This window comes from Sandaracinaceae bacterium (assembly GCA_020633055.1).
In the GTDB taxonomy this organism is placed as follows: Bacteria; Myxococcota_A; Polyangia; order Polyangiales; family Houyiibacteriaceae; genus JADJJE01.
On sequence record JACKEJ010000009.1, the window covers coordinates 52,351 to 69,009 of the forward strand.

Genomic DNA, 16,659 nt, shown 5'->3' on the forward strand with positions numbered 1-16,659 from the left:
ACTGAGTTTGCGCGGCCCGCATCTGGGTCATCACGCCGACGGCGGCGGGCTCCGCGCGGCACGCGGACAGTCCGTGAAGGCCGTGCGGTGCCGGCCGGGAGAGCGGGCGGTGCACCCAAGGGTCCGCAGGGTGCGGGTTCCCTCTGGTTCAGGAGACTCGAATGACGGTTGGACAGGGATGGTTGTCCCGCGGCGCCCGCGGGGCCTTCATGTGTTGCGCGCTGCTCGCGGGGGCGGTGCTGTGCCCACGAGACGCCGATGCGTTCTGCGGGTTCTACGTTGCGGGGTCTGGCGCGCAGCTGCAGAACAGCGGCACGCACGTGGTGCTGATGCGCATCGGGACGCTGACCGTCCTCTCCATGCAGAACGACTACAGCGGCCCCCCAGCGGACTTCGCCATGGTCGTGCCCGTGCCCGTGGTGCTGCAGGCAGACGACGTGCGGACACTGCCGCGTGATGTGTTCGACCGCGTCAACGCGCTCTCCGCCCCGCGGCTGGTCGAGTACTGGGAGCAGGACCCGTGCGCCTCCGCAACCACGGCCCACACGTCGTCCATGTCGCACTCGATCGACGACCTCCTCGGGCGCGCGGTGGCGCCCCAGCCCGTGCAGGTCCACGCGCGCTTCGCGGTGGGGGAGTACGACGTCGTCGTGCTGGGGGCCGGCGACTCGGCCGCGCTCGAGCAGTGGCTACGCGCTCACGGCTATCGCATCCCCGACGGCGCGGCAGCCATCCTGCGTCCCTACGTCCAGCAAGGGATGAAGTTCTTCGTGGCCAAGGTGGATGCCTCGCGCGTGCGGTTCGTGGGTGGGCGCGCCGTGCTCTCCCCGCTCCGTATCGCCTACGCCAGCCAGGGGTTCAGCCTGCCCGTGCGCCTGGGACTCCTGAACTCGAGCGGCGAGCAGGACCTCATCGTGCACATCCTCGCGGAGAGTCGCCGCTACGAGGTCGCCAACTACCCGAACGTGACGATCCCGACCAACCTCGAGGTACAGGACCGCACGCGCAGCGCGTTCGGGAGCTTCTACGAAGCGCTGTTTCGCGAGACACTGGCTGCTTCCCCGGGCGCCGTGGTGACCGAGTACGCGTGGTCGGCGGGCTCGTGCGACCCTTGCCCGGGCGGCGTGATGGGGCTCTCGTCCAGCGACCTCCAGACGCTGGGCATGGACGTCCTGGGGCCAAGCTACAACCTGTCGGCCTATCAGAGTCGTGTGGTGTTGACGCGGCTGCACCACCGGTACGCCCCGACGGTCCTCGGCGAGGATCTCGTCTTCCGCGTGGGGCTGCCCATCCAGGGAGGTCGCGAGGACACACCGGGGAACGGCGCGTCCGTCGGAGGCGTGAACGCGTTCCAAGCGCGCTACATCATCCGGCACCCCTACGGCGGGCGCATCGCGTGCGACAACCCGCGCAGGAACATGTGGGGACCCCCACCCTCCCGAGGATGGGGGGCGGCCACACCCGTCGTGCCACCGGGCCTCGGCGCGGAGCGTCCAGCGGCGGCGGCGTCATCGCACTCGTTTCGCGGGTCGGGCACGCCGTGGAGGACGGCTCGACACGCACGCGCCAGGCCGTGAGCTCCACGGCGGAGGCGGCTGGCGCTCCCCGTCGCGTAGCCTGTGCACTGGCACGCTGGCGCGCGACCACTTCGCACTCCCGGCACCAACTCGTCGTGGTCAGCGCGCCGGCAACGAGCTCGGAAGCACACGAGCATCGGCGCTCTGCACGGCGCCGTACCTGCCGGCCTTCGGTCGCCACCACGAGAAGAAAGGCGCCTGGTCGCTGCTGTGGATGCACAGGCTCCCTGCGACGCTTCCCCGCGCGACGCGCGCATCGGCGTGCAGAGGCTGGAGGACGCTGGTCTCGAGGAAGGCGCGCACGTCCGTGCCGACGACCGTCCGCGGGATCCACACGCCGGTGCGGGTCTCGAGCTCGGCGATGCCCGGGGAGCGCGTGACGTCGCCCGCGCGGAAGTCGAGGGCGGACAGGTAGCGTCCTCGGTGCTCGTGGAAGCGCGTCCGTCCGGTCTTCACGAACTCGAACCCAAAGCCCGTAATGCCCACCACGACAGGCGCCTCGTCGCGTACGCGGACACGGCGGCTCGCGCGGCGTCCATCGCGGAGGCGCGCCGAGCCCTCCGTCTCGGTCCGTACCCGCGTCGCAGCGAGACCGTCAGCGGTGCTCCCCACGAGCGTGACGCCGACCTCGAGGTCGTAGTCGAGCGCTGCGTTCAGGGGCTTCTCCTCCAGGACGGGAATGCCGCCGCGGGTCGGGGTCCAGCCGCGGACCACCTGCGTCTCGACGTCCACCTCGGCGTACCCGGGCGCGAGACGCACCTCGCCGAGGCGGACCTGCAACGAAACAGGCCAGAACCCATTCGAGTTGCAGGGCTGCCCGTCGGGCTGGTGCGCGTCGCAGCAGCGCGTGTCGAGGCGCACGCCACGCAGGAGCGCCTCCACTCGCTCGATCCCCTGCTGCGGCGGTAGCTCGAAGCGGACGGTCTCGGACCGGCTGGACGTCGCGAGCGGGACGACGCCGCGCGTCTCGATCGCGTCGCGCCACGTCAGCTGGACGTCGGCGTGGTCCACATGCAGGTCGGGAGCCTCCACGCGCGCCCACAGGCCCACGGGCCGCATGTAGTTGCCGTCGACGCCCGTCGACTGCGCGAACGAGAAGCGACCATCCGGGGCGATGTGGGAGTGAAGTCGCGAGATGCGGTGCGGGAGGCGGACGCCGAGCACCTCTCGGAGCCACTCGTGGCGAAAGCCTTGCCAGACATAGGTCGAAGCCATGGCGCGCAGGGTAGCCCAGACGCACGGTTGCGAGCTCGTAACCGTGCGCGATACCCTCGCGGCCCGATGACGTTGGGGTCCGAACCTGCCTTCTCGCTGCGCGCCTACGAGGACGCGGTCGCCCGTGGACAGGCTGCCGACGCGACGCTGGAGGTGGTGGTGCGTTGCCTCGCCAGCTTGCGCGTGGCGGAGGAGCGTACGACGGTCGAACGGTTGCAGCGGCAGGCCGTGCACGCTCTCGAAGCGCGTGGCGTGCGCCCGCGGCGCTCGCGTGCCGGACGCGTCTATGTCGACGTGCACCGCGCTGCGGCGGACGCGGCGACGCGCCGGGGCGATGCCTTCGCTCGCGCTTGGTGCGAGCTGCTGGCCCTGGACTGCGAGGCGGACGTCGGAGAGCCCGATGCGCGCGTCCTCGCGGCCGCCAGCGATGCCCTGTGCGCCGACCTCTGGTCGGTCCGTGAGCCTGCGCCGCCCCTAGCGGCAGCGACGTCCCGCGCAACGAACGATGGGAGCCTGTCGCGGCGCCCACCGCCCGCCGCTTCCGACCTGCGCGCCCTCCGCTTGTCAGGCGCGCAGTTCGAGGTGCTGGCGGCCGTCGAAGGCGAGGCTACCCGGACCGGTCTGGATGCGGAGGATGTGGCATGGCAGGGGGCGTGCGCCCGGATGCACCTTTGCGCCGACACCGCACCCGTCCGCGAGCACCTCACGCGCTGGGAGGCCGCGCTCGCCGCTGCACCCGAGGTCTTTCAAGACCGACGTGCGTGGGTGGCGCTCTACGCGCACTCGGAACCGAAGAAGTTCGCGGCGGAGCGCACCGCCGAGTGGCTCCCGGAGCGACGTACGGGTTTGGTCACGGAGGCCGTCGAGCAGTTGGGGGCGCTGCGGGAGGTGGACACGCCCATGCACCTCCGCTTGCTCGACGGGGGCCAGGCGCTGAGCGCCTTGGCGGACAAGGTGCGGCCACTCGAACTGCAGCTGGCGTTCCTCTCCGGCATGGCGCGTTGGCTGGTGCAGGCCAAGCGCCCTACGTTCGTGCGGGTCGTACTCGACGCCTATCGCCGGCTCTCGAGGCGCGCGAGCAGGGGCGCCTGCGAGGACGTACTGGGCTTCATCGCCGACATCGACGCGGGCGTGTGGTCACGGGCGGCCGACCCGGTGATCGTGAGAACGGGGGGCAGCCGTGGGGCGCGCGTGCGGCTCACCACCAGCATGGTGGCGGACCTCATCGCACAGCTCGGCGTCAGCCGCACGCGGCAACTCTTCGAGCCAGCCGACCGCACGAAGCGCCTGCGGGCTCTCGAGCGCAGCGCGCTCACGCGGGCCGCGGTCCGCCAGCTGGACAGCCTCAAGGGTCCGCTGATGAAGGTCGCCCAGCACCTCAGCTACGCGGGCTGGGACACCGACCCCGAGACGGACCGGCAGCTCGCCGCGCTGCGCGACCACAGCGCGCCCGTGCCCACGGCGGACATCCGAGCGGCCCTGCGCGCGGAGCTCGGACTGCGCGCCAAGCGCTTGATCGACACGCTCTCGGAGCGGCCGCTCGGCGTGGGCAGCATTGGGCAGGTGCATGGTGCGCAGCTGCCGGATGGCACCGAGGTCGCGGTGAAGGTGCGCTTCCCCGGGATCCGCGCCGCCATCCACAGCGACCTGGCCGTGCTCGGTCTCCTCGTGCCCGTGGCGCACATCCTGCGTCCGAAGGTGCGCTGGCGCGCCGTGCTCGACGAGCTCAGGAGCACGCTTCTTTCGGAGTGTGACTACCAGCGCGAGGCGGTCGTCCAGGCAGCGTTTCTGCGGCACTTCGCGGCCGACCCGGTCATCCGCGTGCCGCGCGTGTTCCCCGACTGGTGCTCGGATGGCGTGCTGACCACCGAGCGGGTGTACGGGACGTCGCTCGCGTCGTTCGCGGAAGACGCGCCTTACACCGAGCGCAGCGACGTCGCCCAAGCGCTGCTCCGCTTGTTGTTCGGGTTCGTGGACGACGAGTACACCTTCTGCGATCCCCACCCGGGCAACTTCCTTGTGACGGACGAGCACCTCGTGGTGCTCGACTTCGGCTGCGTTCAGCGCTGGGACCCCGAGCATCGCCTACGCTGGGTGCGCCTCGGGCGCGCCATGATGGAGGCGGACGAGGCCGGCATGCGGCGCGGCATCCGCGAGCTCGGCTTCCCGGTGGACCCCGACCACTTCGACTACGAGGAGTACGTCCAGCGCTTCCACACCAGCTTCTACACGAGCGCCGCGGACGAGGGGGGTGTGCCCATGCTCTCGGCCAGCGTGGTCAGCCAGCAGCTGGCGGACTTCCTCTCTCGCAAGAGCGTCAACTACCACAACCTGCAGATGCCCCCCGAGCTCGTGTTCGGGCTGCGCGCCTACTACGGGACGATGTACGTGCTCGCCCTGCTGCGCACCGGAGTCGACTCGTCCTCCGAGTCGTTCCGGGCCGCGGTGGAGGCCACCGTCGCGGCCGCCGAGGCGCGGGCGAGCTGACCTCGGGGTCTCGCCCGCCCAACAGGTCAGCGGTTGCGCCGACGCGCGACTCCCACGCACAACGCGAGGCCCATGCACAGCAGCGCGGCGCTCGGGGCCTCACGCGTGGGGACCAGGGAGCAGCCGGCCCCACCCGACGTCGAGCCCATGCCCGTGTCCACGCCGGCGCCTGCATCGACAGGTGGTGTGCCCATGTCTCCAACGGGAGGCACGCCTGCGTCGGGGTCCACCGTCATCCCTGCGTCGGGGTCGCCCGTGCCCGCGTCCGGGTCCACCATCATGCCTGCGTCCACGACGCACGCCGCGCTGTCCACCGTGCCGTCGCAGTCGTCGTCCACGCCGTTGCACGTCTCTGCGGCAGCGGGGTTCACCCCGTTCGTGGCGTCGTCGCAGTCCACCGTGGACCCGTCCCCTGCTCGAAGGCAGTAGCCGTCCGTGTCGGCGTCGCCGGTGGCGTCGTCGCCGATGCACAGATCGGCGCTGTCGCACGAACCGTCCGCGTCGCTGTCGCCAGCAGCGTCCAGAGGGCACGTGTCGCAGCCATCGGGTGTGCCGTCCGAGTCGGTGTCCACCGCGTCGTCGTGTCCCTCGCAGCGGTCCAGGCTGTCGCACACCGAGTCGTTGTCCATGTCCGGGGCGCCGTCGTCCACGCTCGTGTTGCAGTCGTTGTCGATGCCGTCGCAAACCTCCGTGGCGCCGGGGTAGCGGTTCGGGTCCGCATCGTCACAGTCCAGCGAGGCGGGGGAGCCGTCCCCGTCCGCGTCTTCTTCGCACGTGCTTCCGTTCCCCACGTAGCCCTCGTTGCACGCGCACACGAAGCCCACCTGGGCATCCATGCAGGTCGCGTTCGCGTCACAGTCGTTGAGCCCGCTGTCGGCGCACTCGTCCACGCACGCCACCGAACACACGGTGCAGGTCGCGGGGTCGTCGCGCTTCTGCTGGATGCATCCCGCGTGGCTGTTGCTCTGGTAGCAGAGCCCCTGGATCATCTCTTCGTGCAGGAGGGGACAGATCTCGGCGGGGAGGCAGCCCTCGAACTGCTGCTGGCACGCGTCGGACTGGCAGTTCGCGTCGTCTGGGTCGAGGCCGAACGCACACGCCATGCAGCTGTCGAGGAAGCTGTCGAACTGTGTGGCGCACTCGTCGCGACACAGCTGCAGCAGGCACGGGTCTTGGGCCCGAGCGAGCGACGGCAGCATGGCGCACGCGAGCATGGCGAGCACGAACGAATGGGCACCGTGCAACGTACGAAACGCACGGCGCGGCGACGGAGAGAGTAACTGGTTCATCATCTCGTCGGACCTGGGGCTGGGGTGAGGGGAGCGCGCCTCCACACCACCTCCGAGGCGCCATTCCTCGATAGCATCGCGGTTTGCTCCGGTAAGGACGACTGACGTGCTACCCCTCCGACAGAGCATCCGAGCCCGCTCTCGCGTCCGCATTCGCGGTGCGACGCGTCCTCACCCGAAGTCGAGAATGTCGAACACGCAACACTTCCTCACCGCCGACGCGTCGCGCCGGAAACGCGCTCTCCCAGGGACCGCGGTGGGTCGCAACGCGAGCGTGCCCGCGGGCGGGGCGGCATCACCATGACACACCTCGACGCACGCTCCGACGGGGAATCGGTGGTGTTCAGCGTGCGGGTCGCGCCCAGGGCCAGCCGCAACGCCGTGCTCGGTGTGCACGACGGCGCGCTCAAGGTCGCGCTCACGGCGCCGCCGGTAGATGGGGCCGCGAACGCGGAGCTCACGGCGTTCCTGGCCAAGGCCCTGGGGGTGGCCAAGCGCGACGTCACGCTGGAGCAGGGTCAGACCAGCCGGACCAAGCGCTTGCGCGTGCGTGGGGTTTCGGTCGATGCGCTGCACGCCCTCGTCGCTGAAGCACCATGAGACATCGGACCACGGGGTCTTGCGCGTCCTGTCGCCCCCAGCGTCGGTGCCGTGTGACGGGAATGAGCGCACGCATCTCAGTCGTGCGTGCTAACCGTGACGAAAGTGGGGATGGCTGCTCCGTGATGCGTTGTCGCTAGATCGCGTCGACCAGCGCAACCGCCGGGTCGAGCACCACGACCCGCGCGGTGACTGGGCCGGGCTCACCGCGCAGCACCATGCCGCCATTCCCATCGGGGTCCAGCGTGCGCGCACTGCGACGAGCCCGCGCCGTGAAGTCGAGTGACAGGTGCTCGCCCGGGCGCGATGCGCGCAGCTGCCACTGCGGCGCGTCGATGTCCGTCTCGCGGCTGTGCGCCTCGTCGATGTCCCAACCACGCCGCACGACGAGTGCTCTCCATGCGGCGTAGTCCGCCGAGGGCAGCGCTGGCTCGGCGAGCGCGACGGCGAGCTCCTCGCGCGCTCTCTTCACGCTGAAGACCTGTGCCTTCAGTCGCCACCCGTGCGGTTCGACGACGCGTCGCGCGCTCGTCGCAGCCGACCAGCCGAGGCCCGTGTAGCGGTCCATCATGCCGTCGTCGTCCGCGCCGAACGCCGCGACGACGAGCCCCACGAGCTCGTCCTTGGCGACGCCGAAGTTGGCGACGGGCAAGGTGCGACCCTGCACCGTCAGCGCGGGATGCACCACGAAACGCACGGTCCAGCCAGCGGCCGTGATGCGCGCTTGGATCTCGGCCAGGCTCACCTCGGGAGCATAGCCGTCGTGATGTCCCAGGAGGAGTTCGATCGGCTGACCCACCAAGCGCGTTTCATGGACGCGGTACAGCATGGCTTTGCCGACGCCGATGCCTCGCGCGTGGTCACGGACGCGGAGCTCGAGGCGCGTCTCGAAGGGCGATTTGGCGCGTCCCGCCAACCCGGGTGATGGGGCTCCATTGGACGGAGAGGGCGCACTTCGGGTGCGCAGATCTGCGAATCGCGGCGTGGGCCGCGGCGAGGCTCGTCGAGTGCTTGATTCGGTGCGCCGGATCCGGTACAGATTGCCGCGAATGACATGCGTGTCGGGTGGGCATGACAGTCGATGAGATGCGCAGATTCAGCGGGTCGAAGTTACCATTGTGCTGGATCTTTTCACAAGGATGACGTCATGAAGAAGTCGCTCTGGGCCGTGATCATCTCGGCCATCGTTGCCGTCCCCTCGCTGGCGAGCGCGGGCTATCACTACTCCTCGCCGGTGGTCATCAACGCGACCTCGTTTGCTGGGACGCTCCACGCTACGCGCAACACCGCCGACAACGTGTCCTACCTCGGCTGCGGCGTCGTCTCCAGTACGACTGGCGACTTCCTCCTGTGTCATGCCCGGACCACGACTGACTCACGCTCCTGTATGAGTTCGGACCCAGGACTCATCGCCAACGTGCGTTCAATCACATCATCGAGTTACATCAGCGTGACGCATTCTGGCAGCACCTGTACCGCGATTTCGGTTGTTCACCTGTCCTATCACCTCCCCTGACGCGGGTCGCCGACGTGCGCTCGAGTCCCTTGATGGGGGTGGTGTGTGCTGTGCTGGGGTTCGCTGCTGGACTCGCGGCGGACCGCGCCATCCAAGCTAGAGGGGCGCACCACGGTGGTGCTGCTCAGGTGCCGTCCGCCGAGTGCGCCTCGATCGGGGACATCGAACACCTGCTCGACGCCCAACGGCGCTCACTGGCCGCGGTGACCCGAGACGAACACGCGCTGACACGAACGTTCGTTGACGACCAACTACGAGGCGCCACGCTGGGCCCGCCGACGGATCCGACGGAGCCAGGGGGCGTCGAACCCGAAGCCCCGGATGCGGACGCCAGCGATCTCGACGCGGAGCGCCGCGCTGCGGACCTCCGGGTGGACAGCGAGCTCGAGGCCGTGCTGGAGTCCAGCCGTCGCGTCGGACGCTGGACTGCGGGGGACCGCGAGCGCTTCAGCGAGCTGCTCCGTGTGGCTTCCGCGGAGACACGTGAGCGTCGGCTGGGCGAGCTGCTCACCGCCATGAACGCTGGACGGCTGAGCATCGAAGTGGATGGTCCGCCGGTACTCTGAGGAGCGCGCTGCTACGCGGCTCGCGGGCTGTGAGAACGCCCGCTCCACAGACGTCCGCTCCGGAACGTCCCCGTGTGACCTCAGCCGAGCCGCAGCACCATGTCCTGGCACTGTAGGGCGCTTCCTGGGCGCATTGGGCTGGGCTCCCCGACGGACCTGAACCCAGCCCGCTCGTACAGCCGGCGCGCGGGGCTGTCCCCGCAGGTCACGCCGAGCGCCACCGCACTCGCCCCGCGCTCCCGCGATGATGTCCTCCAACAGCGCGCGCGCCGCACCCCTCCCACGAAACGCCGGTGCCACCCACATCTGGTACACCTGCGCGACGTCGGGCTCGGCCGGCCAGATCTTGCCCACGGCGAGCCCCGCCGCTGTGCCGTCGACCCGGGCGATCACTGGACGCCCCCGCTCGTCGTTCACGTTCTCCGCCAGACGCGCCGGCCAGTCCTGGCGGGCGGCCTCCTCGGCGTAGGTGGCGCAGAACGCGTCGGGCGCGTCCTGCAGCGCGGCCAAGCGCAGCTCGCGATACAGCCCGACCTCGGCCAGCGTGAACTCTCGGACGCGCACCCCTCCGCTCATCGGGTTCATGCCCTCAGGCGACCGTGCCGAACACGATGTCCGGCAGCGGCGTGATGGACGCGTAGTTGCCGCTCAGCATGCTGTGGTGGTGCCGGTCGTGCTTCACGGCCAGCTCGCCCAGGGTCTTGAACGGGAAGTGGGGGATGTTCACGCCCGCGTGGTTCAGGATGTTGAACGTGGCGTAGGTCGAAAAGATGACCGCGAACGTGTAGAGGTGGATGCCGCCCACCACTGCGATGGACCCGAACAGCAGGCTGAGCCCGCCGACGGTCTCGATGGGGTGCAGCAGCAGGCTGTCGATGGTGCGGGGGTTGCGGGCGGCGTGATGTACGGCGTGCACCCAGCGCAGCAGCTTCCACTCGTGCAGCGGGTAGCGGTGGAAGAAGTAGTAGGCGAAGTCGTAGATGAGCACCACGGCCAGCGCCTCCACCACCATGACCCAGATGGGCGTGGGGGTGCTGTAGAACAGGTAGTCGCCCAGGCCGAAGGTCACGCTGAAGATGAGCGCCACCGACACGCCCGTGTTCAGCGCGGCGTCGCGGTACAGGCGCCGGTCGTCCACGCTGCGGTGCGGGTCGTCGCTGATCATGTGGCGCTTGCCGTACTCGGAGCGATACAGGAAGTGCAGCACGCCCAGCGCGATGCCGGCGCACACGTAGCTGATCATCAGGATGGCGAACATGGTCATGGGGGGCACTCCGAGTTCAAACGATAGCGTGTAGCCAGCGCACCAAGAAGGCCGCGCCGACGCACAGGGCCAGCACCGCGGCCGCACGCGCGGGTGAGAGGGGTGGGGCCATGCCTTCACCGGCGCCCGCCTTGAACGACACCGCGTCGAAGTCCACGTGCAGGAACTTCGCGCTGGTGGGGCGCGCCTGGCAGGCCAGCACGCGGCCCCGCGCGACGTCGTTGTCCGTCAGCGCCAGCGGGTTGGCCATGGCCACGTCGCCCTCGACCAGCTGGCACATGCAGCTGCCGCAGAAGCCGTCTTCGCACGAGGACGGAGCTTTCACGCCTGCGGCCTTGCATGCCTGCAGCAGCGTCAGCGGTGAGGTGTAGGGCACGCGCCGGATGGACGAGCCCAGCGTGACCAGGAAGTCGTCGGGGGACTCCGCGTTCGGAGGGATGCCCAGCGACATGACGGGCTCGGTGTCGCGCCGATCCGGGTCGGCCGGCGAGACGAAGCGCTCCACGCGCACGTGCCCGCTGGGCACGCCCGCCTTGTTCAGCGCGGCCTCGACCGCGTCCATGAAGGGCGTGGGCCCGCACACGTAGTGGTCGCTCCCGGTGCCCCCGTCGGGCGCACCGTCCAGCCACGCGCCGAGCGCCTCGGGCGTCAGAAAGCCGTTCGCGTCGTCGTGGTGGTGCTGCAGCTCGAAGCGGCCCGCGTGCTCCCGCGCCAGCGCGTCCAGCTGCGCCGCAAAGATGGTGCTGGCCGCGTCGCGGTTGGCGTACAGCATGCGCACCGGGCGCTGTGTCTCGCGGAGGGTGCTCTTCAGCAGCGCGAAGATGGGCGTGACGCCGCTGCCCCCTGCGAACAGCGAGAGCGGTCGCGCCCCCGCGGTGCGGTCCAGCACGAAGCGCCCGGCCGGCGGGTGCAGCGCGAGCGTGTCGCCCGCCTTGATGCCGTCGATGAGCGCGTTGGACATGCGCCCCTCCGCCACGCGCTTGACCGTGAACTGCGGCCGCGCGTCCACACCGGGCGCGCTGCTGAACGAGTAGCAGCGGTGGATGTGGAAGGTCTCCCAGGGGATCTCCACCGTGACGTACTGCCCGGCGCGGTAGTCCAGCTCGGCGCGCAGCGCGGGGTCGCTCACGTCCAGCACGAAGGAGCGCGCGTCGGCGGTCTCTTCCACCACGCGCGCCACCGTGACGCGCAGCGGCGCGCGCGTGGGGCTCTCGGTGATGTCCTGGGTGTTCTCGGTCGGCATCGTTGGTGCTCGCGTCTCGCGGTTCAACAGGGCTCAGGCGCTCTTGCGCATGGGGGTGGCGGGTGGCCAGCTGGCGATGGTGCGGGTGATGCCCTCGCGCACGCTCACCTTGGGCTCGTAGCCCAGCACGCGACGCGCCTTCTCGATGGAGAAGTAGTGGTGCGTGCACATGTACTTCACGGCGAAGCGGCTGAAGCCGTTGGCGGTGCCCAGCTTGCCGCCCTGCAGCGCGTCGAGCCCCTCGGCGATGGCCGCCGCCGTGTAGGCCACGGGGTAGGGCATGGACACGCGCAGCGGCGGCAGCTTCATCTCGGCCAGCACCTCGCTGACGAAGTCCCAGAAGCCCATGGGCTCGCCGTTGGTGATGAAGAAGGCCTCGCCATTCACCTCGTCGGGCTTCTTGTCGAGCGCCTCGTCGGCCAGCACCAGCGCGTCCACCAGGTTGTCGATGTACGTGAAGTCCGAGAGCTTGCGCTCGCGCCCGATACGGAACACCAGCCAGCCCGCGCGCGCGCGGTTGACGATGTTGGGCATCAGGCGCTGGTCCTCGGGTCCGAAGATGACGTGCGGCCGCAGCGAGAGCGCGCGGATCTCGCCGCGCTTGGCGGCCTCGAGCGTGGCCTTCTCCGCCGCGATCTTGCTGTCCGCGTAGCTGGCCTGCGAGATGCTCGAGTAGGGCATGCTCTCGTCGCCGTTCTCGACGTCCTTGCCCTCGTACACGGCGCTGGCCGAGCTCACGTAGATGATGCGCGGGCCCCCCTCGCGCATGCACGCCTTGTTGATGTTCATGGCGCCGCCGTAGTTGATGTCCCACACCAGCGACTCCATCGTGGCGTTGGTGTGCACCACGCTCGCGCAGTGGAAGACCACGTCCACGTCGGCGCACAGCTTCTGGATGGCCGCGGCGTCGCGCAGGTCCGCCTTCACGAAGGTGATGCGCGTGGCCACGTCGCTGAGCGGGTCGGGGCTGCCGATGTCGGTGGCGATGACGGTGTCGCCGCGCTCCACCAAGCGACGGGTGAGGTGGCGTCCGACGAAGCCGCAGGCGCCGGTGACGAGAGAGCGTGTAGCCATGAATGAATCTCCTGAGTCTCGGAACGTGAGAGCGCTGGGTCAGCGCGGTTTCTTGATGAGGTCGCGCAGCGCCTTGGCGCGGTCCCCGAGCGACGCGCCGTACAGCAGGCGCACCGCGTTGCGGGTGGTGTCGTAGTCGTCCGCCCCTGCGGGGAAGACCTTGGCGGGGAAGCCGAAGGGGAAGCGATCCACCAGCACGCCCTTGCTGGTGCAGAAGGCGCGCAGGCCCTCGGCGCCGTTCATGCGCCCGAAGCCCGAGTCCTTCACGCCACCGAAGGGCAGCTCCTGCGCCATGTAGGTCATGCCGCCGAAGTCGTTGATGGCGGCCATGCCGGCCTTGACCTGGTCCGCGATGCGCTTGGCGCGCGCGCCGTCGCGCGAGAACACGGACGACGACAGCCCGAAGTCCGTGCCGTTGGCGATGCGCACGGCCTCCTCGTCGCTGTCGAACGGGCAGATGAGCATGACCGGCCCGAACATCTCCTCGCGCATGATCTCCATGTCGGGGCGCAGATCCGAGAGCACCGTGGGCTCGTAGTACCAGCCGTCGTTGCCGGGCATGCGCTTGCCGCCCGTGACCACGCGCGCGCCGTCCGCCACCGCTCGCGCCACCAGGCCCTCGACGTGCGCCAGCTGCAGCGGGGTGATCATGGCGCCCACGTCCACCAGGCCGTCCTCCGAAGCGCCCTGCCGCATGGCGTCCACGTGGCTGGCGATGCGCCCCTCGAACCAGGCCAGCTTGCTGCGGTGCACCAGGATGCGCTCGGACGCGACGCAGTTCTGCCCACAGTTGATGAACGTGCCCCCCAGCGCAGCGTGCACGGCGCGCTCCATGTCCGCGTCGTCGCACACGATGAGCGGGTCCTTGCCGCCCAGCTCGAGCACCACGGGCGTGAGCGTCTCGGCCGCGGCGCGCAGCACGCGCCGTCCGTTGGGCACGCTGCCGATGAACAAGAGCACGTCCACGCGCTCCGCGATGAGCGCCTGCGCCGTCTCCGCGAAGCCGTGCACCACCTGCACCAGCTCGGGCGACTGCCCGGCCTTCTCGATGGCGTCGCGCACCAGTGTGTGGAAGCGCGCGCTGCTCCAGCTGACCCACTCGCTGGGCTTGATGACGATGGCGTCGCCCGCCATGAGCGCGGTGATGATGGGGTTGAGCAGGTTCTGGAAGGGGTAGTTCCAGGGCAGGATGGCCCCCGCGACGCCGGCCGGGTGGTACTCGATCTGCGCGCGCTTGTGCACGAGCATGCCGCTCGACACGCGCTGCGGCCGGAGCACGGCTTCGCCGCGCTTGATGTTCCAGCGCAGCTTCTCGCAGATGGGCATGACCTCGCCCAGCATGGCGTTCTCGCGCGTCTTGCCCGAGTCGCGCACGACCGCGTCGCAGATGCTGTCCGCGTTCGCCACCACGGCGTCGAGGATGCTGCGCAGCACGCGGCGACGGACCGCGAAGCCCTGCGCGGCGTAGCTTGCCTGCGCCTCACGGGCGCGTGCGATGGCGGCCCGGACGGAGGCCGCGTCGTCCACCGGCATGTCGGCGAAGCGCTCGCCCGTGATGGGGCTCTTGCACTCGATCACGGTGGGGCTCGGCACCACGTCGTTCGCGGGGGAGGTGTTGGTGGACACGGGAGAGGTGCGGGTGGTGGGCTGCATACGCGACGTCACTGCGGTACTCTATTGGTTGGTAGACGTAGCCTAACGTGTGTTAGGCTGGACCGCAAGCCCTCCGTGGACGAATTGCGCTAGAGACGCAGCCCCCGGGCGCTCCTTGTGCCCAACGCCCCTGATGCAGACCACCAAAGAACGAATCCTGAGCGCGGCGGCCCGCCAATTTGCCCTCTACGGCTATGAGGGTGCCCCGCTGCGTGCCATCGGCGACGAGGCCGGCATCCGCGCGGCCTCCATCTTTCATCACTTCCCCGGCGGCAAGCAGGAGCTCTACGACACCATCACGGCCGAGCTGGTCGAGCTGGCCCAGTCGCGGCTGCTCAGCGTCGCGGGCCTCGGTCTGGGCGCCGCGGAGACGCTCACGGTGTTCGCGGCCGTGTTCTGGGACGCGCTGGCCGAGAAGCCCGACATGGCGTCGCTCCTGCTGCGCGAAGCGTTCGAGACGGTGACCGACCGCAACGCCGCCAAGCGCGACGTGGCGAGCGCGTTCGTGCGACAGCTCATGAACGGGCTGCGCGCTTCACGCGACGCGGGGAACCTGCCGGACATCGAGCCCGAGGCGCTGGTCTTGACCATCGCGGCGTACGGCGTGGTGGCGCACGGCGCCCCCGTCATCCGCCAGATCCTCTACGGCGAGGAGGCCACCAGCGATGCCATGCGCGAGCACTTCCTCGCGGTGGTGCGCCGCTTGGTGGGTGTGCCCGCGCCAGGCTGAGGCTCAGCCGCCCAGCGTGGCGCGGATGGACCCGTCGGCCGGCTCCAGCACCTGCACGGTCTCGCCGCAGCGGAGCACGTACGCGTCTTCCGTTGCGCCGAGGTCGGTGCCCCCGTCGCACGCGCTCAGCTGCTGCGTGAACACGCGGTGACCGTCCGTCACGTCGAACGCGGTCAGCCACTTCGAGCGGTCGGACTCGGTCGCGTAGACGATGGCCAGCGTGTTGCCCACCAGCGCCACCTCGCGCGGGCCGCCCTGCTCGGCGTCCAGAGGGTTGGCGGCGGGAACGTCCTGCGCCCACGTGACGCGCCCGCGCTCCAGGTAGGCCATGCGCGGCACGTAGCGGCCGGGGGCGCGCACGCCGAACACCAGCCAGCCCGCGCCGTGCTTCCAGATGCGGTGCGCCACCATGCCGTCGAGGGAGCTCGGGACCTTGCCGCGGCAGGCGTCGGCGATGGTGTAGCTCGAGCTGCCGATCACACGTCCCGAGCCACAGCGGTAGGCCTCCGTGCCGATGGGCGCGCCGTAGTCGTGTCGGTCGCGCGGGTCTTCGCCGCTCATGGAGCGCGCGATGGCTGGCGAGCAGCTGGCGCGCGTCTCGGACTGGCGACCCGTGGTCAGGTCCAGCAGCAGCTGGCGCTGGTCCGCGGTGGTCACGTGCAGCTCCCCGTCGCGGGTGGTGCACAACGAGAGCGCGCTGTCTGCGAGCGCGCTGGTCCACTGCTCGGCGCCGCTCAGGAGGTCGTAGGCGTGCAGCTGTCCGAGGCGCGTGGTGAGCACCAGGCGCTTGACGGTGGTGCCCGCCACCGCCACCAGCTCGGCGCGCGGCAGCTCGGGCGTGCGGGTGCGCTCGGCGCCAGTGCGCGCGTCGAACACGGCGTAGAGCTGGGCCTGCTGGAGCGTGACGGGCACGATCAGCTCGCTGTGCCCGTCTCCGTCGAGGTCCTGCGCGAAAATGGGCGCTTCGGCGCGCATTCGCAGCGCAGGCGCGGGGGGCGGCTCGACGGGGGCCTCCACGGCGGGCTCGGGGTCTTCGGGCTCGGGGGCTTCGGGCTCGGTCGAGACGGCGACGCTCGGCGGCTCGGGGTACGCCGGAGCCGATTGACCCCACAGCAAGTAGAACGCGCCTCCGGCGCCGCACACGATCAGCAGCGCCCCGAGGGCCAGCAGCGCCAGCAACCCGCCGCTCGAGCCGCGTGAGGGCTCCGAGGACGCTGCCGCCGGCTTCAGCACCGACACGGTCTGGCAGTACATGCACGTGGCCCGTTCCGCGCCCGGCTCGACGGGGACGTTGGCGCCACACTTGGGGCAGGTGGTGGTGATGAGGCGTGCCATCGCGGCGCAGGATACCGCGGGTCCGCGGCGCGAGCGATGCGGCCCGCGTCATGCCCGCCCCGAATGTTCACCGGCACGGGGCGAGCGCTGGCGCGTCGGGCTTGCCACGC

At 70.2% G+C, this 16,659-nt stretch carries 14 protein-coding genes and 1 pseudogene; 6 read left to right on the forward strand and 9 right to left on the reverse strand.

Going from position 1 to position 16,659, the window contains the following annotated elements; all coding sequences use genetic code 11:
• Window positions 1–209 precede the first annotated feature (209 nt).
• Window positions 210–1,577, forward strand: a complete 1,368-nt coding sequence (locus H6726_20295; protein ID MCB9660002.1) for a DUF2330 domain-containing protein — start codon at window positions 210–212, stop codon at window positions 1,575–1,577.
• Between the two features lie 99 nt (window positions 1,578–1,676).
• Here the strand turns inward: H6726_20295 and H6726_20300 are convergent, their stop codons facing one another.
• The gene (locus H6726_20300; GenBank protein MCB9660003.1) at window positions 1,677–2,792 is read right to left on the reverse strand and encodes a hypothetical protein; all 1,116 of its coding nucleotides are present in this window, start codon (window positions 2,790–2,792) and stop codon (window positions 1,677–1,679) included.
• A gap of 66 nt (window positions 2,793–2,858) precedes the next feature.
• On the opposite strand from H6726_20300, the gene H6726_20305 reads away from it, so the two are divergent.
• Window positions 2,859–5,279 carry an AarF/ABC1/UbiB kinase family protein gene (locus H6726_20305; protein ID MCB9660004.1) on the forward strand — a complete coding sequence of 807 codons (2,421 nt, stop codon included), beginning with the start codon at window positions 2,859–2,861 and terminating at the stop codon, window positions 5,277–5,279.
• 26 nt (window positions 5,280–5,305) lie between these two features.
• On the opposite strand, the gene H6726_20310 is transcribed toward H6726_20305, so the two are convergent.
• Window positions 5,306–6,502: a hypothetical protein gene (locus H6726_20310; GenBank protein MCB9660005.1), complete on the reverse strand. Its 1,197-nt coding sequence runs from the start codon at window positions 6,500–6,502 to the stop codon at window positions 5,306–5,308.
• A gap of 366 nt (window positions 6,503–6,868) precedes the next feature.
• On the opposite strand from H6726_20310, the gene H6726_20315 reads away from it, so the two are divergent.
• Window positions 6,869–7,168, forward strand: a complete 300-nt coding sequence (locus tag H6726_20315) for a YggU family protein (GenBank protein MCB9660006.1) — start codon at window positions 6,869–6,871, stop codon at window positions 7,166–7,168.
• A gap of 136 nt (window positions 7,169–7,304) precedes the next feature.
• On the opposite strand, the gene H6726_20320 is transcribed toward H6726_20315, so the two are convergent.
• Complete coding sequence (locus tag H6726_20320) at window positions 7,305–8,084, reverse strand: hypothetical protein (protein MCB9660007.1); 780 nt, start codon at window positions 8,082–8,084, stop codon at window positions 7,305–7,307.
• 231 nt (window positions 8,085–8,315) lie between these two features.
• Between H6726_20320 and H6726_20325 the strand changes: the two genes are divergently transcribed.
• Both H6726_20325 and H6726_20330 read left to right on the forward strand, forming a co-directional pair.
• Window positions 8,316–8,684 carry a hypothetical protein gene (locus tag H6726_20325; protein MCB9660008.1) on the forward strand — a complete coding sequence of 123 codons (369 nt, stop codon included), beginning with the start codon at window positions 8,316–8,318 and terminating at the stop codon, window positions 8,682–8,684.
• A gap of 14 nt (window positions 8,685–8,698) precedes the next feature.
• Window positions 8,699–9,250, forward strand: a complete 552-nt coding sequence (locus H6726_20330; protein ID MCB9660009.1) for a hypothetical protein — start codon at window positions 8,699–8,701, stop codon at window positions 9,248–9,250.
• Window positions 9,251–9,330: 80 nt separating this feature from the next.
• Here H6726_20330 and H6726_20335 read toward each other — a convergent pair.
• The 5 genes and pseudogenes from H6726_20335 to H6726_20355 all read right to left on the reverse strand — a co-directional run bounded on the left by H6726_20335 (window position 9,331) and on the right by H6726_20355 (window position 14,484).
• Window positions 9,331–9,826, reverse strand: a pseudogene (locus H6726_20335) (GNAT family N-acetyltransferase).
• Between the two features lie 13 nt (window positions 9,827–9,839).
• A complete protein-coding gene (locus H6726_20340) occupies window positions 9,840–10,514 on the reverse strand; it encodes a sterol desaturase family protein (protein ID MCB9660010.1) in 675 nt (224 codons plus the stop codon).
• A gap of 16 nt (window positions 10,515–10,530) precedes the next feature.
• Complete coding sequence (locus H6726_20345; protein MCB9660011.1) at window positions 10,531–11,757, reverse strand: ferredoxin--NADP reductase; 1,227 nt, start codon at window positions 11,755–11,757, stop codon at window positions 10,531–10,533.
• A 33-nt stretch (window positions 11,758–11,790) separates the two neighbouring features.
• On the reverse strand, window positions 11,791–12,831 hold the full coding sequence (locus H6726_20350; protein MCB9660012.1) for an SDR family NAD(P)-dependent oxidoreductase: 1,041 nt from the start codon (window positions 12,829–12,831) through the stop codon (window positions 11,791–11,793).
• Between the two features lie 39 nt (window positions 12,832–12,870).
• Window positions 12,871–14,484 carry an aldehyde dehydrogenase family protein gene (locus H6726_20355; GenBank protein ID MCB9660013.1) on the reverse strand — a complete coding sequence of 538 codons (1,614 nt, stop codon included), beginning with the start codon at window positions 14,482–14,484 and terminating at the stop codon, window positions 12,871–12,873.
• Window positions 14,485–14,617: 133 nt separating this feature from the next.
• On the opposite strand from H6726_20355, the gene H6726_20360 reads away from it, so the two are divergent.
• On the forward strand, window positions 14,618–15,214 hold the full coding sequence (locus H6726_20360) for a TetR/AcrR family transcriptional regulator (GenBank protein MCB9660014.1): 597 nt from the start codon (window positions 14,618–14,620) through the stop codon (window positions 15,212–15,214).
• A gap of 3 nt (window positions 15,215–15,217) precedes the next feature.
• On the opposite strand, the gene H6726_20365 is transcribed toward H6726_20360, so the two are convergent.
• The gene (locus tag H6726_20365; protein ID MCB9660015.1) at window positions 15,218–16,549 is read right to left on the reverse strand and encodes a PQQ-binding-like beta-propeller repeat protein; all 1,332 of its coding nucleotides are present in this window, start codon (window positions 16,547–16,549) and stop codon (window positions 15,218–15,220) included.
• Window positions 16,550–16,659 lie beyond the last annotated feature (110 nt).